The organism is Bacillus nitratireducens (assembly GCF_001884135.1).
Lineage (GTDB): Bacteria > Bacillota > Bacilli > Bacillales > Bacillaceae_G > Bacillus_A > Bacillus_A nitratireducens.
Genome location: NZ_MAOC01000008.1, coordinates 88,010 through 113,241, shown reverse-complemented (window position 1 = coordinate 113,241; position 25,232 = coordinate 88,010). Strand labels below are relative to the sequence as shown.

General features: G+C 35.8%; 27 protein-coding genes, 1 pseudogene, 1 riboswitch and 1 other annotated feature. Of the genes and pseudogenes, 20 read left to right on the top strand and 8 right to left on the bottom strand.

The annotated features are described in order from the left end of the window. Nucleotides 1-2 precede the first annotated feature (2 nt). The 10 genes and pseudogenes from argB (at nt 3) to BAU23_RS03630 (ending at nt 7,715) form a co-directional block, all read left to right on the top strand. A complete protein-coding gene (gene argB, locus BAU23_RS03680; protein ID WP_001286776.1) occupies nt 3-770 on the top strand; it encodes an acetylglutamate kinase in 768 nt (255 codons plus the stop codon). Further along, the gene (locus BAU23_RS03675) at nt 767-1,927 is read left to right on the top strand and encodes an acetylornithine transaminase (RefSeq protein ID WP_071733534.1); all 1,161 of its coding nucleotides are present in this window, start codon (nt 767-769) and stop codon (nt 1,925-1,927) included. Before argB ends, BAU23_RS03675 begins: the two co-directional genes overlap by 4 nt. A 12-nt stretch (nt 1,928-1,939) precedes the next feature. Beyond that, nucleotides 1,940-2,890, top strand: a complete 951-nt coding sequence (gene argF, locus BAU23_RS03670; RefSeq protein ID WP_071733532.1) for an ornithine carbamoyltransferase — start codon at nt 1,940-1,942, stop codon at nt 2,888-2,890. 239 nt (nt 2,891-3,129) lie between these two features. Beyond that, nucleotides 3,130-3,870, top strand: a pseudogene (locus BAU23_RS03665) (GH-E family nuclease); the annotation flags it as partial. 16 nt (nt 3,871-3,886) lie between these two features. Beyond that, nucleotides 3,887-4,417, top strand: coding sequence for an ankyrin repeat domain-containing protein (locus BAU23_RS03660; RefSeq protein ID WP_000353925.1), 531 nt, complete (start codon nt 3,887-3,889; stop codon nt 4,415-4,417). After that, nucleotides 4,414-4,734 (top strand): immunity protein Imm33 domain-containing protein, encoded by a 321-nt coding sequence (locus tag BAU23_RS03655; RefSeq protein ID WP_000749723.1) that lies wholly within the window; start codon nt 4,414-4,416, stop codon nt 4,732-4,734. The genes BAU23_RS03660 and BAU23_RS03655 overlap by 4 nt, the downstream gene beginning before the upstream one ends. A gap of 343 nt (nt 4,735-5,077) precedes the next feature. Next, a complete protein-coding gene (locus tag BAU23_RS03650) occupies nt 5,078-5,494 on the top strand; it encodes a hypothetical protein (protein ID WP_000597525.1) in 417 nt (138 codons plus the stop codon). Nucleotides 5,495-5,771: 277 nt separating this feature from the next. Continuing rightward, nucleotides 5,772-6,233, top strand: coding sequence for an Imm30 family immunity protein (locus BAU23_RS03645; RefSeq protein ID WP_071733528.1), 462 nt, complete (start codon nt 5,772-5,774; stop codon nt 6,231-6,233). Nucleotides 6,234-6,886: 653 nt separating this feature from the next. Next, nucleotides 6,887-7,438, top strand: coding sequence for a DUF2062 domain-containing protein (locus tag BAU23_RS03635; protein ID WP_000858888.1), 552 nt, complete (start codon nt 6,887-6,889; stop codon nt 7,436-7,438). Nucleotides 7,439-7,496: 58 nt separating this feature from the next. Further along, entirely contained in the window at nt 7,497-7,715 is a 219-nt protein-coding gene (locus tag BAU23_RS03630; protein WP_000291938.1) for a hypothetical protein, read from the top strand. A gap of 24 nt (nt 7,716-7,739) precedes the next feature. Here BAU23_RS03630 and BAU23_RS03625 read toward each other — a convergent pair whose 3' ends face one another. Continuing rightward, the gene (locus BAU23_RS03625) at nt 7,740-8,186 is read right to left on the bottom strand and encodes a MarR family winged helix-turn-helix transcriptional regulator (protein WP_000445823.1); all 447 of its coding nucleotides are present in this window, start codon (nt 8,184-8,186) and stop codon (nt 7,740-7,742) included. 72 nt (nt 8,187-8,258) lie between these two features. Then, complete coding sequence (locus tag BAU23_RS03620) at nt 8,259-9,038, bottom strand: GDSL-type esterase/lipase family protein (RefSeq protein ID WP_000755829.1); 780 nt, start codon at nt 9,036-9,038, stop codon at nt 8,259-8,261. A gap of 272 nt (nt 9,039-9,310) precedes the next feature. Between BAU23_RS03620 and cpdB the strand changes: the two genes are divergently transcribed. Next, nucleotides 9,311-11,722 carry a bifunctional 2',3'-cyclic-nucleotide 2'-phosphodiesterase/3'-nucleotidase gene (cpdB, locus tag BAU23_RS03615; RefSeq protein WP_071733523.1) on the top strand — a complete coding sequence of 804 codons (2,412 nt, stop codon included), beginning with the start codon at nt 9,311-9,313 and terminating at the stop codon, nt 11,720-11,722. A 52-nt stretch (nt 11,723-11,774) separates the two neighbouring features. On the opposite strand, the gene nhaC is transcribed toward cpdB, so the two are convergent. Further along, complete coding sequence (gene nhaC, locus BAU23_RS03610) at nt 11,775-13,148, bottom strand: Na+/H+ antiporter NhaC (protein WP_000253738.1); 1,374 nt, start codon at nt 13,146-13,148, stop codon at nt 11,775-11,777. 277 nt (nt 13,149-13,425) lie between these two features. Continuing rightward, nucleotides 13,426-13,645: a binding site (T-box leader), on the bottom strand. Nucleotides 13,646-13,787: 142 nt separating this feature from the next. Between nhaC and BAU23_RS03605 the strand changes: the two genes are divergently transcribed. The 8 genes from BAU23_RS03605 (at nt 13,788) to BAU23_RS03570 (ending at nt 20,547) form a co-directional block, all read left to right on the top strand. After that, nucleotides 13,788-14,144 carry a hypothetical protein gene (locus BAU23_RS03605; protein ID WP_002094419.1) on the top strand — a complete coding sequence of 119 codons (357 nt, stop codon included), beginning with the start codon at nt 13,788-13,790 and terminating at the stop codon, nt 14,142-14,144. 122 nt (nt 14,145-14,266) lie between these two features. Continuing rightward, nucleotides 14,267-15,655: an adenosylmethionine--8-amino-7-oxononanoate transaminase gene (bioA, locus tag BAU23_RS03600; protein WP_071733521.1), complete on the top strand. Its 1,389-nt coding sequence runs from the start codon at nt 14,267-14,269 to the stop codon at nt 15,653-15,655. Further along, on the top strand, nt 15,655-16,383 hold the full coding sequence (gene bioD / locus BAU23_RS03595) for a dethiobiotin synthase (RefSeq protein ID WP_071733519.1): 729 nt from the start codon (nt 15,655-15,657) through the stop codon (nt 16,381-16,383). Before bioA ends, bioD begins: the two co-directional genes overlap by 1 nt. Next, on the top strand, nt 16,349-17,536 hold the full coding sequence (gene bioF / locus BAU23_RS03590) for an 8-amino-7-oxononanoate synthase (RefSeq protein WP_001072916.1): 1,188 nt from the start codon (nt 16,349-16,351) through the stop codon (nt 17,534-17,536). The genes bioD and bioF overlap by 35 nt, the downstream gene beginning before the upstream one ends. Beyond that, nucleotides 17,533-18,273 (top strand): alpha/beta fold hydrolase, encoded by a 741-nt coding sequence (locus tag BAU23_RS03585; RefSeq protein WP_000661301.1) that lies wholly within the window; start codon nt 17,533-17,535, stop codon nt 18,271-18,273. Before bioF ends, BAU23_RS03585 begins: the two co-directional genes overlap by 4 nt. Next, nucleotides 18,239-19,048 carry a malonyl-ACP O-methyltransferase BioC gene (gene bioC, locus BAU23_RS03580; protein ID WP_071733517.1) on the top strand — a complete coding sequence of 270 codons (810 nt, stop codon included), beginning with the start codon at nt 18,239-18,241 and terminating at the stop codon, nt 19,046-19,048. The genes BAU23_RS03585 and bioC overlap by 35 nt, the downstream gene beginning before the upstream one ends. A gap of 1 nt (nt 19,049) precedes the next feature. Further along, the gene (gene bioB, locus BAU23_RS03575; protein ID WP_000815863.1) at nt 19,050-20,048 is read left to right on the top strand and encodes a biotin synthase; all 999 of its coding nucleotides are present in this window, start codon (nt 19,050-19,052) and stop codon (nt 20,046-20,048) included. A gap of 178 nt (nt 20,049-20,226) precedes the next feature. After that, nucleotides 20,227-20,547 (top strand): hypothetical protein, encoded by a 321-nt coding sequence (locus tag BAU23_RS03570; RefSeq protein WP_000280035.1) that lies wholly within the window; start codon nt 20,227-20,229, stop codon nt 20,545-20,547. A gap of 30 nt (nt 20,548-20,577) precedes the next feature. Here BAU23_RS03570 and ribH read toward each other — a convergent pair whose 3' ends face one another. The 5 genes from ribH to BAU23_RS03545 form a co-directional block, all read right to left on the bottom strand. Beyond that, nucleotides 20,578-21,039 carry a 6,7-dimethyl-8-ribityllumazine synthase gene (ribH, locus tag BAU23_RS03565; RefSeq protein ID WP_000230895.1) on the bottom strand — a complete coding sequence of 154 codons (462 nt, stop codon included), beginning with the start codon at nt 21,037-21,039 and terminating at the stop codon, nt 20,578-20,580. 18 nt (nt 21,040-21,057) lie between these two features. Next, the gene (ribBA, locus tag BAU23_RS03560) at nt 21,058-22,251 is read right to left on the bottom strand and encodes a bifunctional 3,4-dihydroxy-2-butanone 4-phosphate synthase/GTP cyclohydrolase II (protein ID WP_071733515.1); all 1,194 of its coding nucleotides are present in this window, start codon (nt 22,249-22,251) and stop codon (nt 21,058-21,060) included. A gap of 12 nt (nt 22,252-22,263) precedes the next feature. Further along, nucleotides 22,264-22,908: a riboflavin synthase gene (gene ribE / locus BAU23_RS03555; RefSeq protein ID WP_071733513.1), complete on the bottom strand. Its 645-nt coding sequence runs from the start codon at nt 22,906-22,908 to the stop codon at nt 22,264-22,266. Beyond that, on the bottom strand, nt 22,890-24,002 hold the full coding sequence (gene ribD, locus BAU23_RS03550) for a bifunctional diaminohydroxyphosphoribosylaminopyrimidine deaminase/5-amino-6-(5-phosphoribosylamino)uracil reductase RibD (RefSeq protein ID WP_000131950.1): 1,113 nt from the start codon (nt 24,000-24,002) through the stop codon (nt 22,890-22,892). Before ribD ends, ribE begins: the two co-directional genes overlap by 19 nt. Nucleotides 24,003-24,311: 309 nt before the next feature. Beyond that, nucleotides 24,312-24,455, bottom strand: a riboswitch (FMN riboswitch). 176 nt (nt 24,456-24,631) lie between these two features. Then, entirely contained in the window at nt 24,632-24,838 is a 207-nt protein-coding gene (locus tag BAU23_RS03545; RefSeq protein ID WP_001151582.1) for a CDGSH iron-sulfur domain-containing protein, read from the bottom strand. 139 nt (nt 24,839-24,977) lie between these two features. On the opposite strand from BAU23_RS03545, the gene BAU23_RS03540 reads away from it, so the two are divergent. Further along, nucleotides 24,978-25,223, top strand: a complete 246-nt coding sequence (locus tag BAU23_RS03540; protein WP_000358701.1) for a YqkC family protein — start codon at nt 24,978-24,980, stop codon at nt 25,221-25,223. Nucleotides 25,224-25,232: the final 9 nt, after the last annotated feature.

The window sequence follows — 25,232 nt, the reverse complement described above, 5'->3', positions numbered from 1 at the left end:
AGATGAGCGATTATATTGTAGTGAAATGCGGCGGTAGTATGTTGGATCAATTAAATGATGTGTTTTTTGATTGTATAAAGAAATTGCAACAAAAGTATAAGGTAGTGATTGTTCATGGTGGTGGTCCAGAAATTGATGCCAAATTAAAAGATTGTAACATCAAAGTAGAGAAAAGAGATGGGTTACGAGTAACACCGAGAGAAGTTATGGATATTGTTCAAATGGTGCTATGTGGAAGTACGAATAAAAAACTCGTAATGAATTTACAAAAGCATAATTTACTTGCGGTAGGTTGTTCAGGATGTGACGGCAATTTACTTCAAGTTCAACCTGTCAGCAAGGAGATAGGATATGTGGGAGAAGTAAGTTATGTCGAAACAGCCTTACTAAAAGGGTTAATAAATATGAATTATATTCCTGTTATTGCTCCAATCGGGATAAATGAAAATGAGATTTATAACATAAATGCAGATAATGCTGCAGCTGGAATTGCGGCAGCATTATCTGCAAAGGAACTCATTTTTATTACAGATGTAGATGGAATATTACATGAAGGAAAATTAGTAAAGAAAACGGACGAATTTGAAATTGATACTTTTATTGAAAAAGGGGTTATTACAGGCGGGATGATTCCGAAAGTACAGGCGGCACTAGCGTCATTAAAAATGGGAGTGCAAAAGGTAAGTGTCGTGAATGGTACAAAAGACTTTGCTGAAGTTACCGGAGAGTGTATTGGAACGACGGTAACGAAAGGAGTGAGTATTGTATGACAAGTCATCTTTTTCAAACGTATGGGAGAAGAACTATTGAGTTTGTAAAGGGAAATGGAACGAAAGTTATTGATACAAATGGTAAGCAATATTTAGATTTCACTTCCGGTATTGGAGTATGTAATGTAGGACATTGTCATCCTACTGTGATGAAAGCTGTACAAGAGCAACTTGATGATATATGGCATATATCTAACCTGTTTAAAAACAGCTTACAAGAAGAAGTCGCGTCATTATTAACAGAAAATATAGCATTAGATCATGTATTCTTTTGTAATAGCGGGGCAGAGGCGAATGAAGCAGCTTTGAAGCTAGCCCGTAAGCATACTGGAAAATCTCTCGTCGTAACATGTGAGCAGTCTTTTCACGGGAGAACATTCGGAACGATGAGTGCGACGGGGCAAAATAAAGTGAAAGAAGGATTTGGTCCGCTCCTTCCGTCTTTTTTACATATCCCTTTTAACGATATAAAGGCGTTAGAGGAAGTAATGAATGAAGAAGTTGCGGCGATAATGGTAGAAGTTGTTCAAGGAGAGGGAGGAGTCATACCTGCTGATTTATCTTTTTTGAAAGCAATTGAAGCATTATGTAATAAGTTTGGCTCCTTATTTATTATAGACGAAGTACAAACGGGGATAGGAAGAACAGGAACACTATTCGCTTACGAACAAATGGGAATAAAACCTGATATCGTTACCGTTGCAAAGGCACTAGGAAATGGTATTCCTGTTGGAGCGATGATTGGCCGGAAAGAACTCGGAACGTCGTTCACTGCAGGATCACACGGTTCAACTTTTGGCGGGAATTATATTGCGATGGCTGCAGCGAAAGAAGTATTACAAGTAAGTAAAAGACCATCGTTTTTAAAAGAAGTACAAGAAAAGGGCGAGTACGTATTAGAGAAGTTGCAAGAGGAATTACAACATGTCGAATATATTCAAAATATACGTGGTAAGGGGCTTATGATTGGAATTGAGTGTAAGCATGAAGTTTCAAGTTTTATAGAACAACTAGAAAAATCAGGACTTCTCGTATTACAAGCAGGGCCTAATGTTATAAGACTATTACCGCCACTCATTGTAACGAATGAAGAGCTGGAACAGGCAGTATATATGATAAAAAAAGTGGTTTGTACAAAAAATGCATCAATCATATAAGGGGGAAATTTCATGTCAACTGTACAAGTACCGAAATTAAATACGAAAGATCTTTTAACACTAGAAGAACTGACGCAAGAAGAAATTATTTCTTTAATTGAGTTCGCTATATATTTAAAAAAGAATAAGCAGGAGCCTTTATTACAAGGGAAAATATTAGGGCTTATCTTTGATAAACATTCAACTCGTACTCGCGTATCTTTTGAAGCAGGAATGGTACAGCTCGGAGGACATGGCATGTTTTTAAGTGGGAAAGAGATGCAAATTGGAAGAGGGGAGAGCGTTTCAGATACTGCGAAAGTATTGTCTCATTACATTGACGGGATTATGATACGTACATTTTCACATGCCGATGTAGAAGAGCTTGCAAAAGAATCGAGCATACCTGTAATTAATGGATTAACGGATGATCATCATCCATGTCAAGCGTTGGCAGATTTAATGACGATTTATGAAGAAGTAAAGACATTTAAAGGAATTAAATTGGCTTACGTAGGTGATGGGAATAACGTATGTCATTCATTGTTGTTAGCGAGTGCGAAAGTCGGAATGAATATGACTGTTGCAACGCCTGTAGGGTATGAACCGAATGAGGAAATTGTAAAAAAAGCGTTAGCGATTGCTGAAGAAACAGGGGCTGAAATTGAAATTTTGCATAACCTTAAATTAGCGGTAAACGAAGCAGACTTTATTTATACTGACGTTTGGATGAGCATGGGGCAAGAGGGAGAAGAAGAGAAATATACATTATTTCAACCTTACCAAATTAATAAAGAACTTGTTATGCATGCGAAGCAAACGTATCGTTTCTTACACTGTTTACCTGCCCATCGTGAAGAGGAAGTAACAGGAGAAATTATAGATGGACCGCAGTCTATCGTCTTTGAGCAAGCTGGTAACCGATTGCATGCGCAAAAAGCATTATTAGTAAGTTTATTTAAAAATATAGAAGAGCCTTCCTAAATGATGTGCACCCCAATTGTTAGACACGAATAACAATTGGAGGTGTATTTTTTTATGGTTAAATTCTTACTAGAAGAAAAGTAAATGAAATAAAAACATATTCCCTTCAGTATACACTGAATGTACTTAATTATATGGATAGACGAGGGATATCCATTAGAGAAATAGCTACTTAATTTTTTGTCTAACCTTTTGGGCCTTGTTCACCAGGAAGGCCCTTTACTTCACATAAACATAGGCTTCATTCACTTGTAAAAGTAGAAGAAGATTTGAAACGAATTGCTGAGAAATTCCGCAATACAGATAATCAAGATGTTACAATGGAAAAAGGTGCAATGTGTGGACCACTATCATCAGAAAAAGAGGGTTTTGATGGTAAAAAACTAGCTAGGGATATAGCGGGTGAAATAAGTGGGGAGTATGATGTTCGTCGTGTTTGGGATGGTATTGATCCATCTACTGGCGAAAAACTTTCGGGGTGGGAACGTGCTGGGGCAGGTGTCATGGCTGTAGCCGGCCTTACACCCTTTGGAAAGATAGCTAAAGTAGGTAAAGGAGTTAAAATGACTGCTAAGGCTGCTGAGGCTGTGAATAAAGCTAAAAAAGTACCTGTGGAGAAAGTCAATGGAGTTAAGAATACTGTAAAAGCTACAGAGGATGGTATCGCTACTAAAAAACCATATAGTAAAAGCAGGCCTAGTTATGGAAAAGGTCAGGTTGAACAAGTGTGGGAAAATGCGAAAGATTCTATCGATGGGAAAGTTTATGATCCATCAGGTGTAGAAATAATTTGGGATAAATCTAAACGAAGAAGTGGTCAATGGGATATGGGGCATATACCAGGAGAGAAATATTCTGATATGCATGAATTATATATGAACGAGATTATTACAAAAAAAGAGTTCTTAAAGTGGTATAGAAAGCCTGAAAACTATCGACCGGAATTGCCAAGTACTAACCGAAGCCATAAGTATGAATGAGAGGGGGATAGTATAAATGGATATTAATAAAGCTGATTATGGGACTATTATAAAGCTCGGGAATCTTGAATTATTTTTAGAGAAGCTAAGAATTGAGGGAAACTGTATTGAAGAGATTGTAAATTCAATTGATAAAAATGGTATTAGTTTACTTGAAAAATCATTAATTAGTAGAAAGTTTGATATAGCAAACTTTCTATTGGACAATGGTGCAAAGGTTAATATAATTTCTAATGATGAATGTAATGAATTGCACTATTTAGCAGCAAATATTAATTGTCCAGGTGCGGTTGAAGTAGCTTGTAGGCTGGTTGATATGGGGGTAGATTTGAATTTGAAAGATGAAAAATTTGGTAATTCTGCAATATGGTCTTTATGTCAAGAAGTATTAAAAAAAAGAACAAAGGAAGGAAATGATTTAATTGTAAAATGTTTAGGAAAACGACCGAATACTAATGATGAAAATAAATCTGGAAATTCATTAAGGTATTTAATTGAAGAACGTGGAACAGATGATATGAAAAAAGTTCTGGAGATGATTATTTGAAAAAGAGTAGTGGATTAGGTGGTAGCGTTGTATCTAAGAATATTTTACAAAATAAAGGGAATGTGAAATGGTGTATTAAAGAACAACCAGTTAATGCTATCGACAATGGATGGAGATTTTTGTCAGAAATAGATACAGATGAATATCTTGCTGATGCATCAAATATGTCAATTTGTGATTGGGGAACTATTATTGAAATAGAACCAGCGGTAATGAATATTTTTAATATGCCAATTGGCACAGATATTACTTTACTAAATGAAAATAATAAAAAGTATTTTGTTTATACTGATTCGGGAGAAAAAGTAGATTTTTAAGAAGGTATTTTAGTGATTAGTACAGCTATATATCTACTAGCATAAAACTTTATGCATATAAGTATATGTTTCAAAAAAATAAAGGAATAGATAATCTATACTATGGGATTGGGTAAAATACTATTGAAACCTTGATTGGCTATATGTCTTTCAAGGTTTTTTAGTAATATAAAAAATTACATAAAAATTTATGGATTTGAATTAATATTCAAATTTAACGACAACGCTTTGATAAATATGGATTTGAAGGTGTTGTATAAGAATTACCCGCCCCCATTAGTCGATAGTTGGTATATTATTAAAAAACGCTAAACTTATTAAGTAAGAGAGGATAACTAATTAAATGATTAAGTCTTTATATGCAGAAAATATTATAGTAGGTGTAAAATATAAAAATAAATTTAATTGGTATATAACTGAATCGGATTTATGGTATTTAGATTATAATCAAGCTGGGTACGCTCCTAGTGAATATCGAGAAGAAAGAAAAGGCATTTGTATTTTAAATGAGACTACAATAGCTGATTTTTTAGAAAGGATAGAAAAATATGAAAAATTTACAGAAGATATTAGGTTTGAATTTTTAAGGGAATTAAGAGCTAATAGAGAAGAAGCCTATTATGATTATAACCCATGTTTTTTAATAGATTTTGATCGTTTAATTTTTTATTCTAATTATCCGGAATCAATATCTTTTGAAGAATATATTCCGAATAACTGGGAAGATAAGAATAAAAGCTATTTAGTTCGAGAGGATTAAGTTATGCAAAAAAATAAATGAACTATGATAAAAGAAACATTTTAAAATGAAGAAACCGGTGGGAGACATCGTGAAATATATATATATGGTCTATCAGGAGAAAATCAAAGGAGTATTTAAACCTTAGCTCATGATAGTTTGGATGCTCGAAGAATTTATATAAAAGATGGTTTGTATACTGAGGATATAAGAGAGGGTTTACGAGGAGTTATTAAAAGAAACAAAGAGCTGTATCTGCATTTATTTGATAAATAAAATATGGAAAGGGTGATTATCTTTGGATATAAAGAGTCATTTAAAAAGATTATACGATAATCGTTTATTAGAAAGTGAGAATGAGATACGAGATTTTAATGAGTCATTAATGGAAGTAATAGCGTATAACGACGTCTCTGTTATTGCAGAGTTATGTTTAGTTCTGGATGATGAGACCGAGCAATTTGAGGTTATGTTTGGTTTGATTCATGGAATAGAGAGCTTATATAAAAATAACATAGAAGAAGGACTTGTATGTATTGTTAAAGCTTTTCCAAAGATGATTAACTCAGCTAAAGAATGGGTAGAAATTTTACATTATAGAATTCTTAATTACCCTCAAGTAAGATTAGCATATGGAAAAGTACTTTCGGGATTTGATCCATCAATTACGATTAGTATTAAAGAATTATTGATTGATATAAAAAATGAAGACCCTGATATGTTTAGTGAATCTGTTAATGAGGTAATTAAGAGCATCTAACCATCTAATGTTTAAAGTTGAAACGATATATAAGCACATAAGGCAAGCTAACAGAAAAGAATTTATTATTGGAGTGGAAAGAAAAAGAATAAGAATAAGCTATTAAAAAGTACATACTCCATGATGGTTGTACCATCATGGAGTACTGTGTGCAATGATAGAATAGAAAAACGAAGTACGAGCTTAGGCGAGATGACATTTTACTGGATGATGAAAAACACATGGAATGGACATAAAACTAATGAACTCGTACAAACTCGTAAGTTTTAACGTAGTAGTTGTCACAACATATAAAGGCTGTCAAACTGTTACTACAAAACTTAGAAATCTATGCTACTTAAAAACAGATGAACTTAAAGCACTGGGTTGTCGATTAAAGGCAACAAGTGCTTTTTTCGTCTTGATATAAAAATAAATGACATGGGACAAACATTAGGAGAATAAATAAGAAAAAAGCCGTCCAACTAAAGTGCACCTCAAATTTTTAGACACGAATAACAATTAGAGGTGTGCTTTTTTATATTGAAATGTCGTATGTATATTTGGTTAACCATCTCTATATCATTTATAATAAAAAGAGTAAACTACATTTGTTTTTCATATCATGTAAGGACATACTAGATAGAAAAAATATAGTTAAAGAGATGATGAATTTGAAAACAACTAAGAAAACATATTCGTTTTTTCAGCGGATGTGGAGAATATTAAAGTTTCAATATTATAAGTTGCTTCGATCACCAGAAGGAGCAAAGAAAGTGTCGTTAGGTTTTGCGATTGGATTTGGTTTAGAAATGTTGGTAATTTATACGGCATCGCTCGTATATTTAATATTTTATCCAATTGTCAGGTTAGCAAAAGGATCTTTTCCAGCCGCAGTCATTGGTAATATTATTGGGAAAATATCGTTTCTCCCAGTATTTTTATTTCCGTTTGCTTATGCGTTAGGGAAAATGATTTATCCATTTGATGTACAGAAAATACATCATGAACCATTTACGATATCAGATTTGTTTTCGAGCCATATTTTTACGATGTTAAAGAGCTTATTACAGAGTGAAGTATATGTATTAATTGGTATGACGATAATAGGAATTGTGTTTGGGGTAATTTCATATTTCGTTGTGCATTATTTATATGAAAAGAATCGTAAGTTACGTTTGAAGAAAAGAAAGAAACAAGTTAGAGAACCACTTGTGCAAATATAAAGAATGTCACATTCATTTTCCCCTTTGAATATGTTTAAGGAAAAGGGGGAGAGAATGAATGTATTATTACTATGTACCGCAAGTATATCCATATATAAATTATTATCCTGTAAATGATATGAGGCAGCAATTCGGCGTATATCCGCAGCAACAAATACAGCAAATGCAACAGCCGCAGCCTCAACAGCCCGAGCAGCAACCTGTTCAAGAACGAAAGCCGTATTTAATGACATGGCCATATTCAAATGTGTACTATGGTAATTATTACGAATCATAAAGCTGCTTCTATTTAGAAGCAGCTTTATGCGTTTGTTTTCAAAATTAAATTTTGAATGGTTTGAAGAGAATGAATGAGCTTTTCGCGCTCTTCCTCAGATAATGTTTGAAAATTTTCTTTTAGTTTGTCTAAAATGAATTGTTGATACTGATTTACTAGTAATTTCCCTTCAGTTGTTAGGGAAATTAAAATGACACGTCGATCTTTTTCGCTATAATGACGCTCTATTAGTTCTTCTTGAATAAGTTTGTTTAATAGAGGGGTCATGTTAGGCCGTGAAATCGCTAGCCGCTTGCCAATTTCTGAAACTGCTAATGTACCATTTTCATGCAAAAGCAGTAACACTTGCGTATGTGATGGCGGCATATGTCTTTGAGAAGAAAACTCTCCAGGAAGCATAAATTTGCGATAAAAAAGAGGCACTAGCGAAAGAAGATGATCAACAATACGTTCCCACTCGCGTGATTCCATATAACGGCCCCCTTCCACTATCATTGTAACAAAAAAGACAAGGTATAAAAATAGAATTGTTTCACGGTAACCTTAATATTTGTAGGATAACACTTGTTTTGTAAATGTATTGGCAATTATCGCATAACCGTTATCATTTGGGTGTACTTGGTCAAATAGTAATTCTTTTTTATCATTCGATATTAATTTGCGAATTGGTAAAACGATCGACGGTTGATTTGCTTTTGAAATAGAATAAACAGAATCATTCCAACCATCTAAAAACATATCTGCATAACTTGAGATGGAGTCATCTAGTTGTAAAGGGTTATAGAGTTCAGAGAGAATGAGTAAAGCATTCGGATTTTGATCTCGAACGGTCTTTACAATATTTTTTACATCCGTTTCAAAACGGGCTTTTTCCTTATTTAAAATTTTAATACCATCTATAACACCTACATCACGATTTAAGCGGAATAAATTATTTCCTCCAATATTAATAGTAATTATATTTGCTTCCCTAATCTTTTGTTGAACTTCTTCTGACTGGACTTTTTTAGCGAGACGATCTGTAGTGAGACCATTTACACCGAGGTTTTCTACCGTAATTGGTTTATGAATTTGTCCTTCTAGTTGTCTAGAGGCTAATTCGGCAAATCCCCCTTGTGTTGAGCCATATCCTTTTGCGAGTGAATCACCTAATACGAGGTGATAAAAGGAGTCATTCGTTTGCTTATCAATCCAATTGGGAGCAGATGTTTTTTCTGTTTTTCTTTCATTTTCTTTTTGTTTTGTCTCATCGTTCTTTTCAAAATTAGAATAAGAAATGATCAGAAGGAGGAGACAAACAATTGTTAAGATGACTTTTTTCATAAATTCATCCTCCTTGTAATTGGTAATTGTATCATATTCAGCAGTATAAGCAATGTAAGGGCATGTTATATGTTTATGAAAATTTTACAATAACTTTACAGAAAATTTGTAGAAGTATGTCAAAAAATATTGACGATATGAAAGTACTTTAGATATGATAATGTCAGATAAGGTGAAGATCATTGCTCTAATAGAAGAAAAAAGGTATGTGGTTAGGGACTGATAGAGATTCACTTCATTATTTTGGGGTAATCGTATAAGGGGGATTTTTTGTGAAAAAGTCAAAAAAAATGTTAGCTGGAGCAACAATTGCTATTGGTGTTATAGCACCGCAAGTGCTGCCAACAACAGCTCAAGCAGAGGAAAAAGCTGGGGAGAGTACAGTTAACTTACGAATTTTAGAAACATCAGATATTCACGTTAACTTAATGAATTACGATTATTATCAAACGAAAACAGATAATAAAGTAGGTCTCGTGCAAACTGCAACACTTGTTAATAAAGCGCGTGAAGAAGCGAAGAACTCTGTCTTATTTGATGATGGGGATGCATTACAAGGTACGCCACTTGGGGATTATGTGGCGAATAAAATAAATGATTCGAAGAAGCCTGTGGATCCGAGTTATGTACATCCATTATATCGTGTAATGAATTTAATGAAGTATGACGTCATCTCTCTTGGGAACCATGAATTTAACTACGGTTTAGATTATTTAAACAAAGTGATTAGTAAAACAGAATTCCCAGTTATTAACTCAAACGTCTATAAAGACGATAAAGATAATAATGAAGAGAATGACCAAAATTACTTTAAACCATATCATATTTTTGAAAAAGAAGTAGAGGATGAATCAGGTCAAAAGCAAAAGGTGAAAATTGGTGTAATGGGATTTGTTCCGCCCCAAGTTATGAACTGGGATAAAGCAAATTTAGAAGGAAAAGTAAAAGCAAAAGATATTGTTCAAACAGCGAAGAAAATGGTACCGAAAATGAAAGAAGAGGGTGCAGACGTTATCGTTGCACTAGCGCATTCCGGTGTTGATAAGAGTGGATACAATGTTGGCATGGAAAACGCTTCATATTATTTAACAGAAGTTCCTGGTGTAGATGCAGTATTAATGGGACATTCACATACTGAAGTGAAGGATGTATTTAATGGTGTTCCTGTTGTAATGCCTGGTGTGTTTGGAAGTAACTTAGGTATTATTGATATGCAATTGAAAAAGGTAAACGGAAAATGGGAAGTACAAAAAGAGCAATCGAAGCCGCAACTTCGTCCGATTGCTGATAGTAAAGGGAACCCATTAGTACAATCTGATCAAAAATTAGTTAATGAAATTAAGGATGATCATCAAGCGACAATTGATTATGTGAATACAGCTGTAGGAAAAACGACAGCGCCAATTAATAGTTATTTCTCATTAGTACAAGATGATCCTTCTGTACAACTTGTGACAAATGCACAAAAATGGTATGTAGAAAAGCTATTCGCTGAAAACGGACAATATAGTAAATATAAAGGAATTCCAGTATTATCTGCAGGAGCACCATTTAAAGCAGGTGGCCGAAACGGTGCTACATATTATACAGATATTCCAGCAGGAACGTTAGCGATTAAAAACGTAGCGGATTTATATGTATATCCAAATACGTTATATGCTGTAAAAGTAAACGGGGCACAAGTAAAAGAATGGCTTGAAATGTCTGCTGGTCAGTTTAATCAAATTGATCCAGCGAAAACAGAAGAGCAGCCACTAGTAAATATAGGTTATCCTACATATAATTTTGATATTTTAGATGGTCTAAAATACGAAATTGACGTGACGCAACCAGCGAAATACGATAAAGATGGTAAAGTTGTAAATGGAAATACGAATCGTATTGTAAATATGACGTATGAAGGTAAGCCTGTAGCTGACAATCAAGAGTTCATCGTAGCTACAAATAACTATCGTGGAAGTAGCCAAACGTTCCCTGGTGTAAGTAAAGGGGAAGTTGTATACCAATCACAAGATGAAACACGTCAAATCATTGTGAAATATATGCAAGAAACTCCAATTATTGATCCAGCAGCAGATCAAAATTGGACGTTTAAGCCGATTGTTGCAGATAAATTAAATACAACATTTGATTCTTCACCAAATGCACAAAACCATATAAAGAAAGATGGAAAGATATCATATGTTGGACCATCTGAAAATGAATTTGCTAAATATGCAATTGATATAACGAAGAAGAATGATGATAAGGAAACTGGTGGAGAGAATCCAACAACACCGCCAACAGGTGAAGGCAATAACGGAGAGAATCCAACAACACCGCCAACAGGTGAAGGCAATAACGGAGAGAATCCAACGACGCCACCAACAGGTGAAGGCAATAACGGAGAGAATCCAACAACACCGCCAACAGGTGAAGGCAATAACGGAGAGAATCCAACAACACCACCAACAGGTGAAGGTAATAATGGAAATGAACCAAAACAAGATGGAAATAATGCAGGATCTGGACAAACTACAACGGATAATCAAAACTCAAAAGAAACAACAACTGTAAGTGAAAATAAAGAAGAACGTGATTTACCGAAAACAGGTACAAGTGTTGTTTCTACAATTGGAGCAGGTTTGGCGTTTGTTGGAGCGGGATTACTTCTGTTATTTAGAAGAAAGAAAGCAAATAGATAGTAAAGCATAAAAAAGGATTACCGATTACGGTAATCCTTTTTTTATGTGTACATTATGAAACAGGTACTGCTTTTTCTTTCTTCCACGAAAGACCAAATCCAGTGAAACCAACAATAATTGTTAAGACTGGGCAAGCTAAACAGAAAATTGCGAATGGAAGGTAATCAAATGTCGGAACGCCAAGGACATTCGATAAGAATACACCACTTACTCCCCATGGTACGAGCGGGTTAATAACTGTACCTGCATCTTCTAATACGCGTGATAAATTACGACGTTCTAAACCGACTTCATCGTATTTATTAGCGAATGCTTGTCCTGTTAAAACGATTGATAAGTACTGCTCACCAAGTAAGAAGTTTACACCAATTGCAGTTGAAGCAGTAGAAATAATTAAGCGTGTACTATTTTTTACAAAGCTAGAGATGATATTCATCAGCTGCGAGATAATACCCATTCCTTGTAATAATCCTCCCATACAAAGAGCTAGGAAAATAAGGGCAATCGACATCATCATACTTTGTAGACCACCGCGAGATAGTAAGCTATCAATGTCTTTTATACCAGTTTTAGAAACGTAACCGTCTTGCATAATTTTCATTAAATCAGCTAAAGAAGTGCTAGGTTTAAAAATAAAGAGAATAATAATTCCTACCACAATTCCTGCAAGTAATGTTGGAACTGCTGGAACTTTTTTAAATGCGAATAGGAACAGTAATAAAATTGGAATAAGTGTAACGATAGAAATCGTCGCGTTTTTTTCTAATGTGCTAATAAAGTTTGTGAAGTCAACGTTTCCACTAGTGCCGCCTCCTAAAATGAAAAATGCGATAAAAGCAATAATGAAAGCTGGAACTGTTGTCCAAAGCATGTTACGAATATGCTCAAATAAATCTACACCCGTTACAGCGGGAGCTAAGTTTGTTGTATCAGATAAAGGAGACATTTTATCTCCAAAGAATGCACCAGAAATAATTGCACCAGCGATCAGAGCCGGATCGTATCCGAGAGCACTACCCATGCCCATAAAGGCAAGTCCTACAGTTGCGGCAGTTGTAAAGGCACTACCGATACTTGTTCCAACAATTGCACAAACAACAAAAACAGTTGGAACGAAAATTTTAGGAGATACAAGCTGGAAGCCGTATACCATTAAAGTTGGAATTGTTCCGGCAGCGATCCAAACACTAATTAATACGCCTACAAGTAAGAAAATAAAAATAGATGGAATACCAGCTGAAATACTACTGATCATCCCTTTTTCCATAGTAGACCAAGAGATTTTTTTCATAAATCCAAATGCTAATAAAAGAACGATACCAAATAAAATTGGGATGTGTGGTGAAACTCCTAATTTGATAACACTAAAGCCAATACAGAAAAAGATAAATAATGTTAAAAGAACAGATTCAATTTTTGAAACCATTGTTTTCCCCTCCTAAGTAATCTAAAATAACTCTTTTTTATATAAAATTCGCCAATATTGTTTATTTCCTTCTAAATTTTAGAATTTTGTGACAAATTACCGGTAATTGTTGGTTCTTCAATATGATACGGAAATGATTGGATAAAAAAACGTCCCTGCATATAATTATGCAGGGACGAAGAAATCGCGGTACCACCCTAGCTTGTGAAATGAATGTATCACAAAATAAAGGGTCGTATGATATGCGCTAATAAAATAAAAACGCCCCTGCAATATATGCAGGGACGAAAAATTCGCGGTACCACCCTAAATTGTGAAACAGTGTCGTTTCACCACTCTTTAGATATAACGGTCTATAACCGTCTTTCACTACTCCGTACGTTTCGCAAAAGAAGCTCCAGGGGGTAATTCATAATTCGCTCTGTACTGGTTCGCACCGACCACCAGCTCTCTGAAATCAGAAATCGAAATACTACTAATCCTATCAATGCCGATTCATATGATGTTAGTTAAATTTTTATCATATATTCGTCTTACATGTCAATAAAAATGTTCAATATTTTTTTAGGGAAATAAAGGAGAAATGTTTTTCATACTGTAAAAATGTGCGTTATAATGAATTTGAAAGGGGAGGAAAGAGTGAAGAAAAAAATAATTCTTTTTACCACCTTACTAGTCGTTGGCGGAAGTGCTGGAATTTACACAGCTTTTGCAGCTGAATCAGAGCAGTCGAAACAAAAGCAAATACAGCAGTCAGAAGTGAAGAAAGTGAAAGAAGCTGAAGAGAAGCAATCGATGGAAAAAGCAACTGAGAAACTAGGAGTTTCTACTGAAGGGAAAACAAAAGAAGAGGTTACGAAAGAAGTAGATAAAGCTAGGTTTGAGCAGCGCCATGATTTATTAATTGAGCATGCTAAGCAACTTGGAATTGATACAGAAGGAAAAAAAGATGAAGAGATTATTTTAGAAATCGGAAAGATACAACACGGAAAGTAGAACAACTTATCGTATGATAAGTTGTTCTTTTTTAAGAACCATTTGATTTAAAAATAATTGACAGTCATTTGTTTTTAATGTTAACTATATTTATAAACTAGTTAACATTAGGGGTGACAATTGTGACTGTTAATAGTAATACGACTGAAAAATCGTCTTATACATATGAAGAATTATCAGAGAAAAATAAAGCTTATGTATGGCACCCATTTACACAAATGAAGGATTATTTAGAAGAAGATCCTGTCATTATTGAACGTGGAGAGGGAAGAAAGCTATACGATGTAAATGGAAATGAATATTGGGACGGTGTTTCGTCTATTTGGTTAAATGTTCATGGACATCAAGTACCAGAATTAGATGAGGCAATTCATGAGCAATTAAATAAAATTGCTCATTCTACTATGCTAGGGCTTGCTAACGTTCCATCTATTTTATTAGCAGAAAAAATAATTGAAGTTGTACCAGAAGGATTGAAGAAAGTATTCTATTCAGACTCCGGTTCTAGCGCCGTTGAAATTGCAATTAAGATGGCATTTCAATATTGGCAGCATAAAGGAAAACCGAAAAAACAAAGGTTTGTTACATTAAAAGAAGCATATCACGGTGATACGATAGGTGCTGTTTCAGTAGGAGCCATAGACTTGTTTCACCAAGTGTATAGTTCACTATTATTTGAGGCAATTAAAATGCCGTATCCATATACATATCGTTCTCCTTATGGAGATAATAAGGAACAAATTGTAAAGAAACATTTAGAAGAAATGGAAGAATTGTTACAAGAAAAACATGAAGAAGTAGCAGCTATTATTGTGGAGCCACTAATGCAAGGTGCTGGTGGGATGATTACAATGCCAAAAGGATACTTAAAAGGGCTTCGCGATTTATGTACAAAATACAATGTATTATTTATTACAGATGAGGTAGCGACTGGATTTGGGCGTACCGGGAAAATGTTTGCATGTGAACACGAGGATGTGACGCCAGACATTTTAACTGCGGGAAAAGGCTTAACAGGTGGTTATTTACCGGTGGCAATTACGGTAACGACAGATGAAATTTATAATGCCTTTTTAGGGGGCTATGAAGAACAAAAAACATTCTTCCATGGTCATAGTTATACAGGGAATCCATTAGGGTGTGCAGTAGCAATTGCAAATTTAGAACTATATGAAAAAACTAATTTAATAGAAGATGTTGCGCATAAAGCAGAATATGTAGCAGCACAATTAGAACCCCTTAATGAATATAAGCACGTAGGAGATATTCGTCAGTGTGGGCTGATGATTGGTATTGAACTTGTGAAGAATAAGGAAATGAAGGAATCGTTTGAATGGACAGAAAGAGTCGGTGTTCAAGTGTGTAAACGCTCAAGAGAGTTAGGGATGATTTTACGTCCACTCGGTAACACTATTGTATTTATGCCTCCTCTTGCATCTACGGTGGCTGAGATTGATGAGATGTTACGCATTTTATATAAAGCAATCTCGGATGTTACGGAGGGAGAGTAATGAGTGGTTTCTTTATAACAGCAACGGATACAGAAGTCGGCAAAACGGTAGTGACAGGAGCATTGGCAGGTATATTTCGAGAGCGTGGACATAATGTTGGTGTATATAAACCGTTGCAAAGTGGACATGTTGCATCAAATCCTGAGGGTGATGCAGCAAGATTAAAAGCGTTATCGGGTGTACCGACAAAAGAAGATAAAATTTGTCCTTATTCCATTGAAGAACCACTTGCTCCGAGACTTGCTATGAAAAGAGTTGGAAGGACAGTAACGTTAAAAGAAATTACTAATCACTATAATGAACTATTAAAAGAGTTTAATAGCCTATTTGTAGAAGGGGCTGGTGGGCTTGCTGTCCCATATACAGAAGATGCTTTAGTGATTGATTTTGCAAAAGAATTACAGCTTCCTCTTATTGTAGTAGCGCGTCCTACCCTTGGGACAGTTAATCATACTATTTTAACAATTTCTTATGCAAAAGCACATGGATTAAAAGTAGCAGGTGTAATTTTATCTGGATGTAAAGAATATGAAAAAGAAAGAGTGCAAGAAAATAAAATAATGATTGAGGAGCTAAGTGGAGTGCCGGTTTTAGGGTTATTACCATTCCTTGAAGGAGAGTTTACAAAGGAAGAATTATTAGAATCGGCAAAAGAGCATATTATGATTTCAAAATTAGAGGAGCTCATCCAAAATGAATCAAATGTGGCACGCGCATCTTCAATCTAAAGTAGAACAATTAAAGGAGCAAGGGCAGTATCGTAATTTACATGTAACAGAGCAATCCGAAGAGACGTGGCTTATTCGAAATAAGAAAAAGATGCTAAATTTAGCATCGAATAATTATTTAGGATTAGCTGGAGATGAAAGGTTGAAAGAAGCTGCTATTGCCTGTACAAGAAAATATGGAACTGGAGCGACAGCATCTCGTCTCGTTGTAGGAAATTATCCACTGTATGAAGAGGTTGAGAGAAGTATATGCGATTGGAAAGGCACTGAAAAAGCCTTAATTGTAAATAGTGGATATACCGCGAATGTTGGGGCGATTTCTTCGTTAGTTGGTCGCCGCGATATTGTTTTTAGTGACAAATTAAACCATGCAAGTATCGTTGATGGGATTATATTAAGCGGAGCAGAGCATAAAAGATATCGCCATAATGATTTGGATCATTTAGAGAAGATGTTGAAAATAGCGTCACCAGAAAAGAGAAAATTAATCGTAACAGATACAGTTTTTAGTATGGATGGGGATATTGCATATTTGAGAGGCTTAGTTCAGCTTAAAGATAAATACGGAGCAATCATTATAGTTGATGAAGCACATGCAAGTGGAATATATGGGATCGGTGGAGCTGGACTATCTCATATAGAAAAAGATATTGCTCAAAAAATTGATATACATATGGGGACGTTTAGTAAGGCTTTAGGGTGTTATGGTGCGTATTTAACGGGTGATTCCATTTATATAGAGTATTTACAAAATATGATGAGAAGCTTGATTTTTACTACAGCTTTACCACCAGGAACATTAGGGGCGATGCGAAAAGCAATTGAAATTGTGAAAGAAGATAACGAAAGAAGAGAGCGACTTATAGAGAATGGTGCATATTTCAGGACGCATTTACAAGAAGCTGGTTTTGATATTGGGAATAGCTCAACTCATATTGTACCGATTGTGGTTGGGTCAAATGAAAATACTTTACGGTTTAGTGAAAGGTTACAAGAGGTAGGTATCGCAGCCATTGCAATTCGTCCGCCGACTGTTCCGGTTGGTAGTTCTCGAGTCCGTTTTGCAGTTACGTCACAACATACAATAGCCGATTTAAAATGGGCTATTCAGCATATTATACGCATTGGTAAAGAAGAGGGGTTTTTAGTATGAAAGAGCTAAAACTTATTTTTATTCCAGGTTGGGGAATGGAAGAAGGTGTTTGGACTTTAGTTCTGCCGTATTTTAAAGGATATTCTGTTCAATGCATAGATTGGCGTAACGTGAAAGAACAAAGTGAATTTGCGGGGCGAATAATAGATGTAGCGCAGGATGAAAATGTAATTTTAGTTGGATGGTCACTAGGAGCGTTAGCAGCAGTACAAGCTTATAAAAAGGTTAAGGCGAAAGGTATGGTGCTAATTGGTGGTACCGCTAAATTTACCAATACAAGTGACTATACAAGTGGATGGAATTCCCTACATGTAGAACGTATGAAAAAGAATTTAACGAGAAAGAAAGAAGATACTTTGAAGCGTTTCTATGAAAATATGTTTACAAAAAGTGAGCTGAAGGAGAATACGAATTTTGAAGAGATTGCGCTGAAGTTTAAAGGAGATTCGATTCAGTCTTTACAATTAGGCTTAGATTATTTAATAGGAACAGATATGAGAAATGAATTAACAAGTGTAAAAGTCCCTTTGTTACTTCTTCATGGAGAACAGGATGTGATATGTCCATTATCCGCAGCTCATAGTATGACAGAGAATACGAATGCTACGTTAAAAGTAGTAAGCGAGGCGGGGCATGCATTATGTGTAACGAATTTTGAATATTGCGCAAATGAAATCATTCAATTTGTAGAGGGGATACGACATGATCAACAAAACGTTACTGCAAAAACGGTTTAACGGGGCGGCTGTATCCTACGATCAATATGCAAATGTACAAAAAAAGATGGCGCATTCCTTACTTTCTACATTGAAGGAACGATATAGTGAAACATCATCGATATGTATTTTAGAACTTGGATGCGGGACAGGATATGTAACAGAGCAATTATCAAATTTATTTCCGAAGGCGCATATTACAGCTGTGGATTTTGCCGATGAGATGATTGCAGTCGCGAAAACTAGAAAAAATGTGGGAAATGTGATGTTTCGATGTGAAGATATTGAACAATTAAAATTAGAAAATTCATATGATGTCATTATTTCAAATGCTACATTTCAATGGCTTAATGATTTAAAAGGGGCAGTGGAAAATTTATTTAACTATTTGTCTGAAGAAGGAATATTATTATTTTCCACGTTTGGTAATACGACTTTTCAAGAATTGCATACGTCTTTTCGGCGTGCTAAGAAAGAAAAGGGGATACACAATTGTACTTCAATAGGACAACGATTCGTTTCGAAAGAACAGTTAGTGAATATATGCAAAAACCCATTAGGAAATGTACATGTTTCTGAAACGTGTTACATAGAAAGCTTTACAGAAGTTAGGGAGTTTCTACATTCTATTCGAAAAGTAGGGGCAACCAATAGTAATGAAGAGTCTTACTGTCAAAGCCCTTCACTCTTTCGTACGATGCTTCGTATATACGAAAGAGACTTCACGGGAAAAGAAGGGATAATGGCAACATATCATGCTTTATTTGCGTATATAACAAAAGAGGGGAAGAGATGAAATGAAACAAGTACAAACAAAAAGGGATTGGAAAAAACTTGCATACGACGTAGTAGAAGAAAAAATGATTACGAAAGAAGATGCAATTGCAATATTAGAAGCTGATGATACAGAAGTTTTAGAAATTATGAATGCAGCTTACATCGTTCGCCATCATCATTTTGGTAAGAAAGTAAAGTTGAACATGATTATAAATACGAAATCTGGATTATGTCCTGAAGATTGCGGTTATTGTTCACAGTCTATTATTTCAGAAGCACCGATTGATAAATATGCATGGTTAACACAAGAGAAAATTGTTGAGGGAGCACACGAAGCAATTCGTCGTAAAGCAGGTACATATTGTATTGTTGCATCTGGTCGTCGTCCGACAGATAAAGAAGTAAATCACGTTATTGGAGCAGTTAAGGAAATTCGTGAAACGACAGATTTGAAAATTTGCTGTTGTTTAGGGTTTTTAAATGAAGATCAAGCAGGGCTTTTAGCAGATGCTGGTGTGCATCGTTATAACCACAACCTAAATACACATGCAAATAATTACGATAGCATTTGTTCAACGCATACGTATGACGATCGTGTTGATACAGTCCAAAAAGCGAAGCAAGCTGGCATTTCTCCATGCTCAGGGGCGATTTTCGGAATGGGAGAAACGATTGAACAGCGAGCGGAAATTGCATTTGAATTACAACGTTTAGATGCGGATTCTATTCCATGTAATTTCCTTGTTGCTGTAAAGGGTACTCCGCTTGAAGGACAAAAAGAATTAACGCCTGTAGAATGTTTAAAAGTGCTGGCAATGATGCGTTTTGTAAACCCAACAAAAGAAATTCGTATTTCAGGCGGCCGAGAACTTAATTTACGTTCTGTACAGCCACTCGGTTTATTTGCGGCAAACTCTATTTTCGTAGGGGATTACTTAACAACAGCTGGACAAGAACCGACTGCGGACTGGGGTATGATTGAAGATTTAGGTTTTGAGATTGAAGAATGTGCGCTATAACATAGATGAAAGGCAAACTCTTTAAAGGGTTTGCTTTTTTGTAAATAAAATGTAATAAAAGGCCGTTGAGGCTTGATAGTAGTGGCTTTTGAACGAAAAAAAATTTTTGTGGACGAATTTTCCAAGCCCCAATTGTACATAGTAAAAATGTAATTTATATCGGGGCGGAGGATTTTACATGTACAAATACATATTAACCATTATGACTTGTCTGATTTTAATAAAAGCGATAAGTGCTGATCCAGTTAAGGCGGCTGAAAATCCTGAACAAAAAGAAATGCAACAAAGAATTGAACAACATTTTCGAACAAAAGCTGAACATTTTGGACTTGAAACAGAAGGAAAAGATTTAAAAGAAGTGAGGAAGGAAATTTCTATTATAGAAGAAGCGAAAAAAAGAGAGAATGTATGGAGAACAGCACAAACACTTCGTATACAAACAGAAGGAAAAACAATGGATGAATTAATAAAAGATGTACGGAAAAAAGTAAAAAAATAAAAAAGAGGCCGCAGCCTCTTTTTTATTTTTTTATGCCCATTGTTTTGACAAGTGAGCCATTTCAATTGCAGCAACTGCTGATTCATATCCTTTATTACCAGCTTTTGTACCTGCACGTTCAATCGCTTGTTCAATTGTTTCTGTCGTTAATACACCGAAAATAACTGGAATGTCCATTTGTAGTGATAAAGAGGCAACACCTTTTGCTACTTCATTACAAACGTAATCGTAATGCGTTGTAGCACCGCGAATTACTGTACCTAATGTAATAACAGCATCATACTTTCCGCTACTAGCCATCTTTTTAGCGATTAAAGGAATTTCGAATGCACCAGGAACCCATGCAACATCAATATCATTTTCTTCTACACCGTGACGCTTTAATCCGTCTAAAGCACCGCCAAGTAACTTGCTTGTAATAAATTCATTAAAACGTCCAACAACAACCCCAACTTTTAATCCTGTACCAACTAAATGACCTTCGAATACCATAATTTATCTCTCCCTTAATTATAAGTTTAGTAAATGTCCTAATTTGCTTACTTTCGTTTGTAAATACGTTTTATTTTCTTCTTTTGTTGGCATTTGCAACGGTACACGCTCGGTTACTTCTAAATCGTAACCTTGTAAGCCAGCAATTTTTCGTGGATTATTCGTTAATAATCGTAAACTTTGTAAGCCTAAACCTTTTAAAATTTGAGCGCCAATACCGTAATCACGAAGATCAGCTGGGAACCCAAGCTTTTCATTTGCTTCTACAGTATCTAGCCCTTCTTCTTGTAACTTATAAGCACGAAGCTTATTAAGAAGGCCAATGCCGCGTCCTTCTTGTCTCATGTAGAGAAGAACACCTTTTCCTTCACGCTCAATTTGAGCAAGTGCAGCATGTAGCTGTGGTCCGCAATCACAGCGGCACGAACCAAATACATCTCCTGTTAAACATTCTGAATGAACGCGTACAAGTACAGGCTCGCCTGTTGAAATATCACCTTTTACGAGCGCGATATGTTCTTTCATATCTAATGAGTTAGAATAGCCAATTGCATGAAAAGTGCCGAAATCTGTAGGTAATGTAATTTCCACTTCTCTCGTCACAAGTGTTTCATGATGGCGGCGATAAGCAATTAGATCTTCAATTGTAATCATTTTTATATCAAATTGTTTGGCGCACTCTAGTAAATCAGGTACACGTGCCATCGTCCCATCTTCATTTATAATCTCGCAAATGACGCCAGCTGGCTCAGCTCCGCAAAGTTTTGCTAAATCGACAGCAGCTTCTGTATGACCCGCGCGGCGAAGGACACCACCTTCTTTCGCAATTAATGGAAAGATATGTCCAGGGCGGTTAAAATCAGTTCCTTTAGATGCGGGATTTAATAATTCCTGTATTGTCGTAGCGCGCTCATGAGCACTAATGCCTGTTGTTGTAGAAACGTGATCGATGCTTACTGTAAAAGCAGTATGATGTGAATCCGTATTATGAGAAACCATTGGTTCTAACTGTAGACGTTTTGCGTACCCTTCCGTAATTGGTACGCAAACGAGACCACGACCGTGTGTAATCATAAAATTAATCGTTTCTGGTGTAATGTACTCTGCTAAAGCAATAAAGTCGCCTTCATTTTCTCGGTTTTCATCATCACATACGATAACGACTTTTCCTTGTTTTAAATCTTCTAGAGCTTCTTCAATACGATGAAACATTGTGCTTCCCCCTTATAGAAATCCGTTTTCTTGTAAAAAGCTTTCGGTCATTGAATCAGTTCTTTTTGCGGGCTTTGAAATAAAGCGTTCAATATATTTTCCAATCATGTCACACTCAATGTTTACGATGTCCCCGGCTTTTTTTTCTCCGATGACAGATTCATTTACTGTGTGCGGGATGAGTGAGATTGTAATTGAAGATTCGTCTATATCAAATATTGTTAAGCTAGTGCCATCAACAGCAACGGATCCTTTATGCAAACAATAGCGTAGTAATTCATCAGAAATTGCTATTTTGTAATAGATGGCATTGTAATGTTGTTTTTTAGTTAAAATCGTACCGATGCCATCGATATGTCCGGTGACGAAATGTCCACCGAATCGTCCATTTGCAGCCATCGCCCGTTCTAAATTCACTTTGGCACTGGGCTTTAGCATACGAAGTGATGTTGCTTTCATTGTTTCAGGCATTGCGTCGACAGTGAATGAAGTAGTCGTAAAAGTAGTTACTGTTAAGCAAATGCCATTAACTGCGATACTATCGCCTAATTTGACATCTGATAAAATTTGGTTTGCGTTAATAGTTAGCCTCATTGCTTCACCACTTTGAGTCATGCTTGATATCGTTCCTAACTCTTCTACGATTCCTGTAAACATTCCGTCACCTCGCTTTTTAAGGTTGCAACAATTTTTATATCATTACCGATTTGTTTCATCTCTTGAATTGTTAAGGAAAGTGCATCTTGTAACTTCGAAAAACCAGCTCCGCCAAATAAGGTGGGTGCATCTTTTCCGCCAATTAATTTTGGGCTTATATAGGTCACAATTTCATTAAAACTATTTGTTTTTAAGAAGTTTGCATGCACCGTTTGACCACCTTCAACGAACAGAGAAAGAATTTGTTTCTCACCGAGTAGGGATAGGACATCTTGTATTTCAATTTGCTGTGTTTTCATTTGGAATACAGCTATATTGTTAGATTCATAAGACGCTATTTTCTCTTTGTTTACATCCTTACCGACAATAATCCATGTCGGAGCTAAGCCATCTGTTATGACATGAGAAGATGGCGGCGTTCTTAAGTGGGTATCTAAAATAACGCGTATAGGATGTTTACCTCCGTTTGGAATTCGTGTTGTTAAGTGTGGATTATCAGTTAGAACTGTATTCACACCGACTAGGATAGCATCATGCATATGACGATATTGGTGAACATCAGCGCGTGCTTCTTCGCCTGTAATCCACTGGCTTTCACCGGTTACAGTTGCTGTTTTTCCATCTAAGCTCATTGCTGTTTTTATTGTTACAAAGGGACGTTTCGTTTTCATATAGTGAAAAAAGTATCGATTTAATAAAGTGGCTTCCGCCTCAAGAACACCAGTAGTTACCTCGATTCCAGTTTCTTCTAATCTCCTTTTTCCATTGCCGGAAACGAGTGGATTGCAATCAAGAGTAGCAATTACAACACGCTGAACTCCCTTTTCAATGAGTAATTCACAGCAAGGGGGTGTTTTTCCAAAATGGCTACATGGTTCAAGTGTTACATAAACAGTAGCGCCTTTTGCTCTTTCACCAGCCATGTGAAGAGCATGAACTTCAGCATGTTCTTCACCAGCACACATGTGGGCACCCATTCCAACAATTTTTCCATCTTTAACAACAACGGCACCAACCATAGGGTTTGGACTGGTCTGTCCTGATGTACCTTGTGCTAACTGCAAGGCAAGCGCCATATATTCTTGATCAGTCATTCTCTTCACCTCTCCTGAAAAAATCAAAAAACCCCAAGGATATAAAATCCTTGGGGTTTGGGAGACGTGATTTCTAGAAATATAGTTCGAATACGAAAGTATAGGAAAGAAACCTAACGATGACTGATATTTTGGCATAAGGAAAAAACCTAGCAAAATATCAAATTCTTTCAACGCTAGTCGTATCTTTTTATTTCAGTATAGAAACATAAGTATACAAAATAAAACATATATAAAGATTCAAAATGAAACTTTAAAAATATGCATACTGAAATAAAAGTGTATTCGCTATATAAAATTACTAGAAAACATATCCTTCTCCCATCCAGACTATACTGTCGGCCCTAGAGTTTCACTAGATCCACCGTTTTCGAGTTGAAAACGGGTCACGGACTTAGAAGCTCTCGCTTCATCACCGCCGGTTGGGAATTTCACCCGACCCCGAAGGATGTTGTTTGCTCACATTATAGCACAAAAAAGAAAAAAGCAAAGTAAAAAATATTCGAATGTGAAGAATTGTGTGAAAATAGATGTAATAGGAATGGGGATAAAATCAGTAGAAATGTTGAAAGTATACGGTGTTAATAGTGAAAAAACATGCACAAAAAATGTGCATGTTACGTACAAAACTATTCTGCCTCTGGTGCTCTAACAACAGATTCGAATTTGCCTTTATGCGAAGCATCGCAATAAGGCATGTTTTTCGATAAACCACAACGACATAAAGAAAATGCTGGTTTTGCTGGAAATACATTCCCTTGCGAGTCAACTAATTCCACGTCCCCTGTAACGCGAAAAGAGCCATTATCATTTACTTTGATTTGTACTTTTGCCAACCTAATCCCTCCTTCCCAAACGCTTAATCTCATCATATAATCAGGGAGAGTACTTGACAATACAAAAAGAGCACTTTGTTTGAGAGAGAAGAGAGTGTTATAATAGTTTTTATAACTGACTAGAGTAAGGTGACGAAAGATGGATAAAAAATTACGAACACTACAAAATATTGCAAATGAGCGCACGTGGGCATCATTTTTGAATGATAATCATCCATATAGTTTACTTCATTGGTCAATCGCAGGTGTAGGACAAGAACCGAAAGATGTTTGGTTACTGCAAGATGAGGTGACCTTTCAAACGACGGAATTTCCGACGCTAGATGAGGCAATAAAGTGGATTTCTGAAAACATGGAACAAGTTACAGACGTTTTAGCGCAGTAAAAAAACAGG

What these genes read in the sequence shown, in the direction of transcription:
- ribE (WP_071733513.1), bottom strand. Translation starts at nt 22,908, where the DNA reads ATGTTTACAGGAATCGTAGAAGAGTTAGGAACGATATCAAGCATGACT.
- BAU23_RS03625 (WP_000445823.1), bottom strand. Translation starts at nt 8,186, where the DNA reads ATGGAATCACGCGAGTGGGAACGTATTGTTGATCATCTTCTTTCGCTA.
- ribH (WP_000230895.1), bottom strand. Translation starts at nt 21,039, where the DNA reads ATGGTATTCGAAGGTCATTTAGTTGGTACAGGATTAAAAGTTGGGGTT.
- argB (WP_001286776.1), top strand. Translation starts at nt 3, where the DNA reads ATGAGCGATTATATTGTAGTGAAATGCGGCGGTAGTATGTTGGATCAA.
- nhaC (WP_000253738.1), bottom strand. Translation starts at nt 13,148, where the DNA reads ATGGTTTCAAAAATTGAATCTGTTCTTTTAACATTATTTATCTTTTTC.
- bioD (WP_071733519.1), top strand. Translation starts at nt 15,655, where the DNA reads ATGAGTGGTTTCTTTATAACAGCAACGGATACAGAAGTCGGCAAAACG.
- BAU23_RS03570 (WP_000280035.1), top strand. Translation starts at nt 20,227, where the DNA reads ATGTACAAATACATATTAACCATTATGACTTGTCTGATTTTAATAAAA.
- ribBA (WP_071733515.1), bottom strand. Translation starts at nt 22,251, where the DNA reads ATGTTTCATCGTATTGAAGAAGCTCTAGAAGATTTAAAACAAGGAAAA.
- BAU23_RS03660 (WP_000353925.1), top strand. Translation starts at nt 3,887, where the DNA reads ATGGATATTAATAAAGCTGATTATGGGACTATTATAAAGCTCGGGAAT.
- argF (WP_071733532.1), top strand. Translation starts at nt 1,940, where the DNA reads ATGTCAACTGTACAAGTACCGAAATTAAATACGAAAGATCTTTTAACA.
- bioF (WP_001072916.1), top strand. Translation starts at nt 16,349, where the DNA reads ATGAATCAAATGTGGCACGCGCATCTTCAATCTAAAGTAGAACAATTA.
- BAU23_RS03675 (WP_071733534.1), top strand. Translation starts at nt 767, where the DNA reads ATGACAAGTCATCTTTTTCAAACGTATGGGAGAAGAACTATTGAGTTT.
- ribD (WP_000131950.1), bottom strand. Translation starts at nt 24,002, where the DNA reads ATGACTGATCAAGAATATATGGCGCTTGCCTTGCAGTTAGCACAAGGT.
- bioC (WP_071733517.1), top strand. Translation starts at nt 18,239, where the DNA reads ATGATCAACAAAACGTTACTGCAAAAACGGTTTAACGGGGCGGCTGTA.
- BAU23_RS03650 (WP_000597525.1), top strand. Translation starts at nt 5,078, where the DNA reads ATGATTAAGTCTTTATATGCAGAAAATATTATAGTAGGTGTAAAATAT.
- BAU23_RS03630 (WP_000291938.1), top strand. Translation starts at nt 7,497, where the DNA reads ATGTATTATTACTATGTACCGCAAGTATATCCATATATAAATTATTAT.
- BAU23_RS03620 (WP_000755829.1), bottom strand. Translation starts at nt 9,038, where the DNA reads ATGAAAAAAGTCATCTTAACAATTGTTTGTCTCCTCCTTCTGATCATT.
- bioB (WP_000815863.1), top strand. Translation starts at nt 19,050, where the DNA reads ATGAAACAAGTACAAACAAAAAGGGATTGGAAAAAACTTGCATACGAC.
- BAU23_RS03540 (WP_000358701.1), top strand. Translation starts at nt 24,978, where the DNA reads ATGGATAAAAAATTACGAACACTACAAAATATTGCAAATGAGCGCACG.
- BAU23_RS03585 (WP_000661301.1), top strand. Translation starts at nt 17,533, where the DNA reads ATGAAAGAGCTAAAACTTATTTTTATTCCAGGTTGGGGAATGGAAGAA.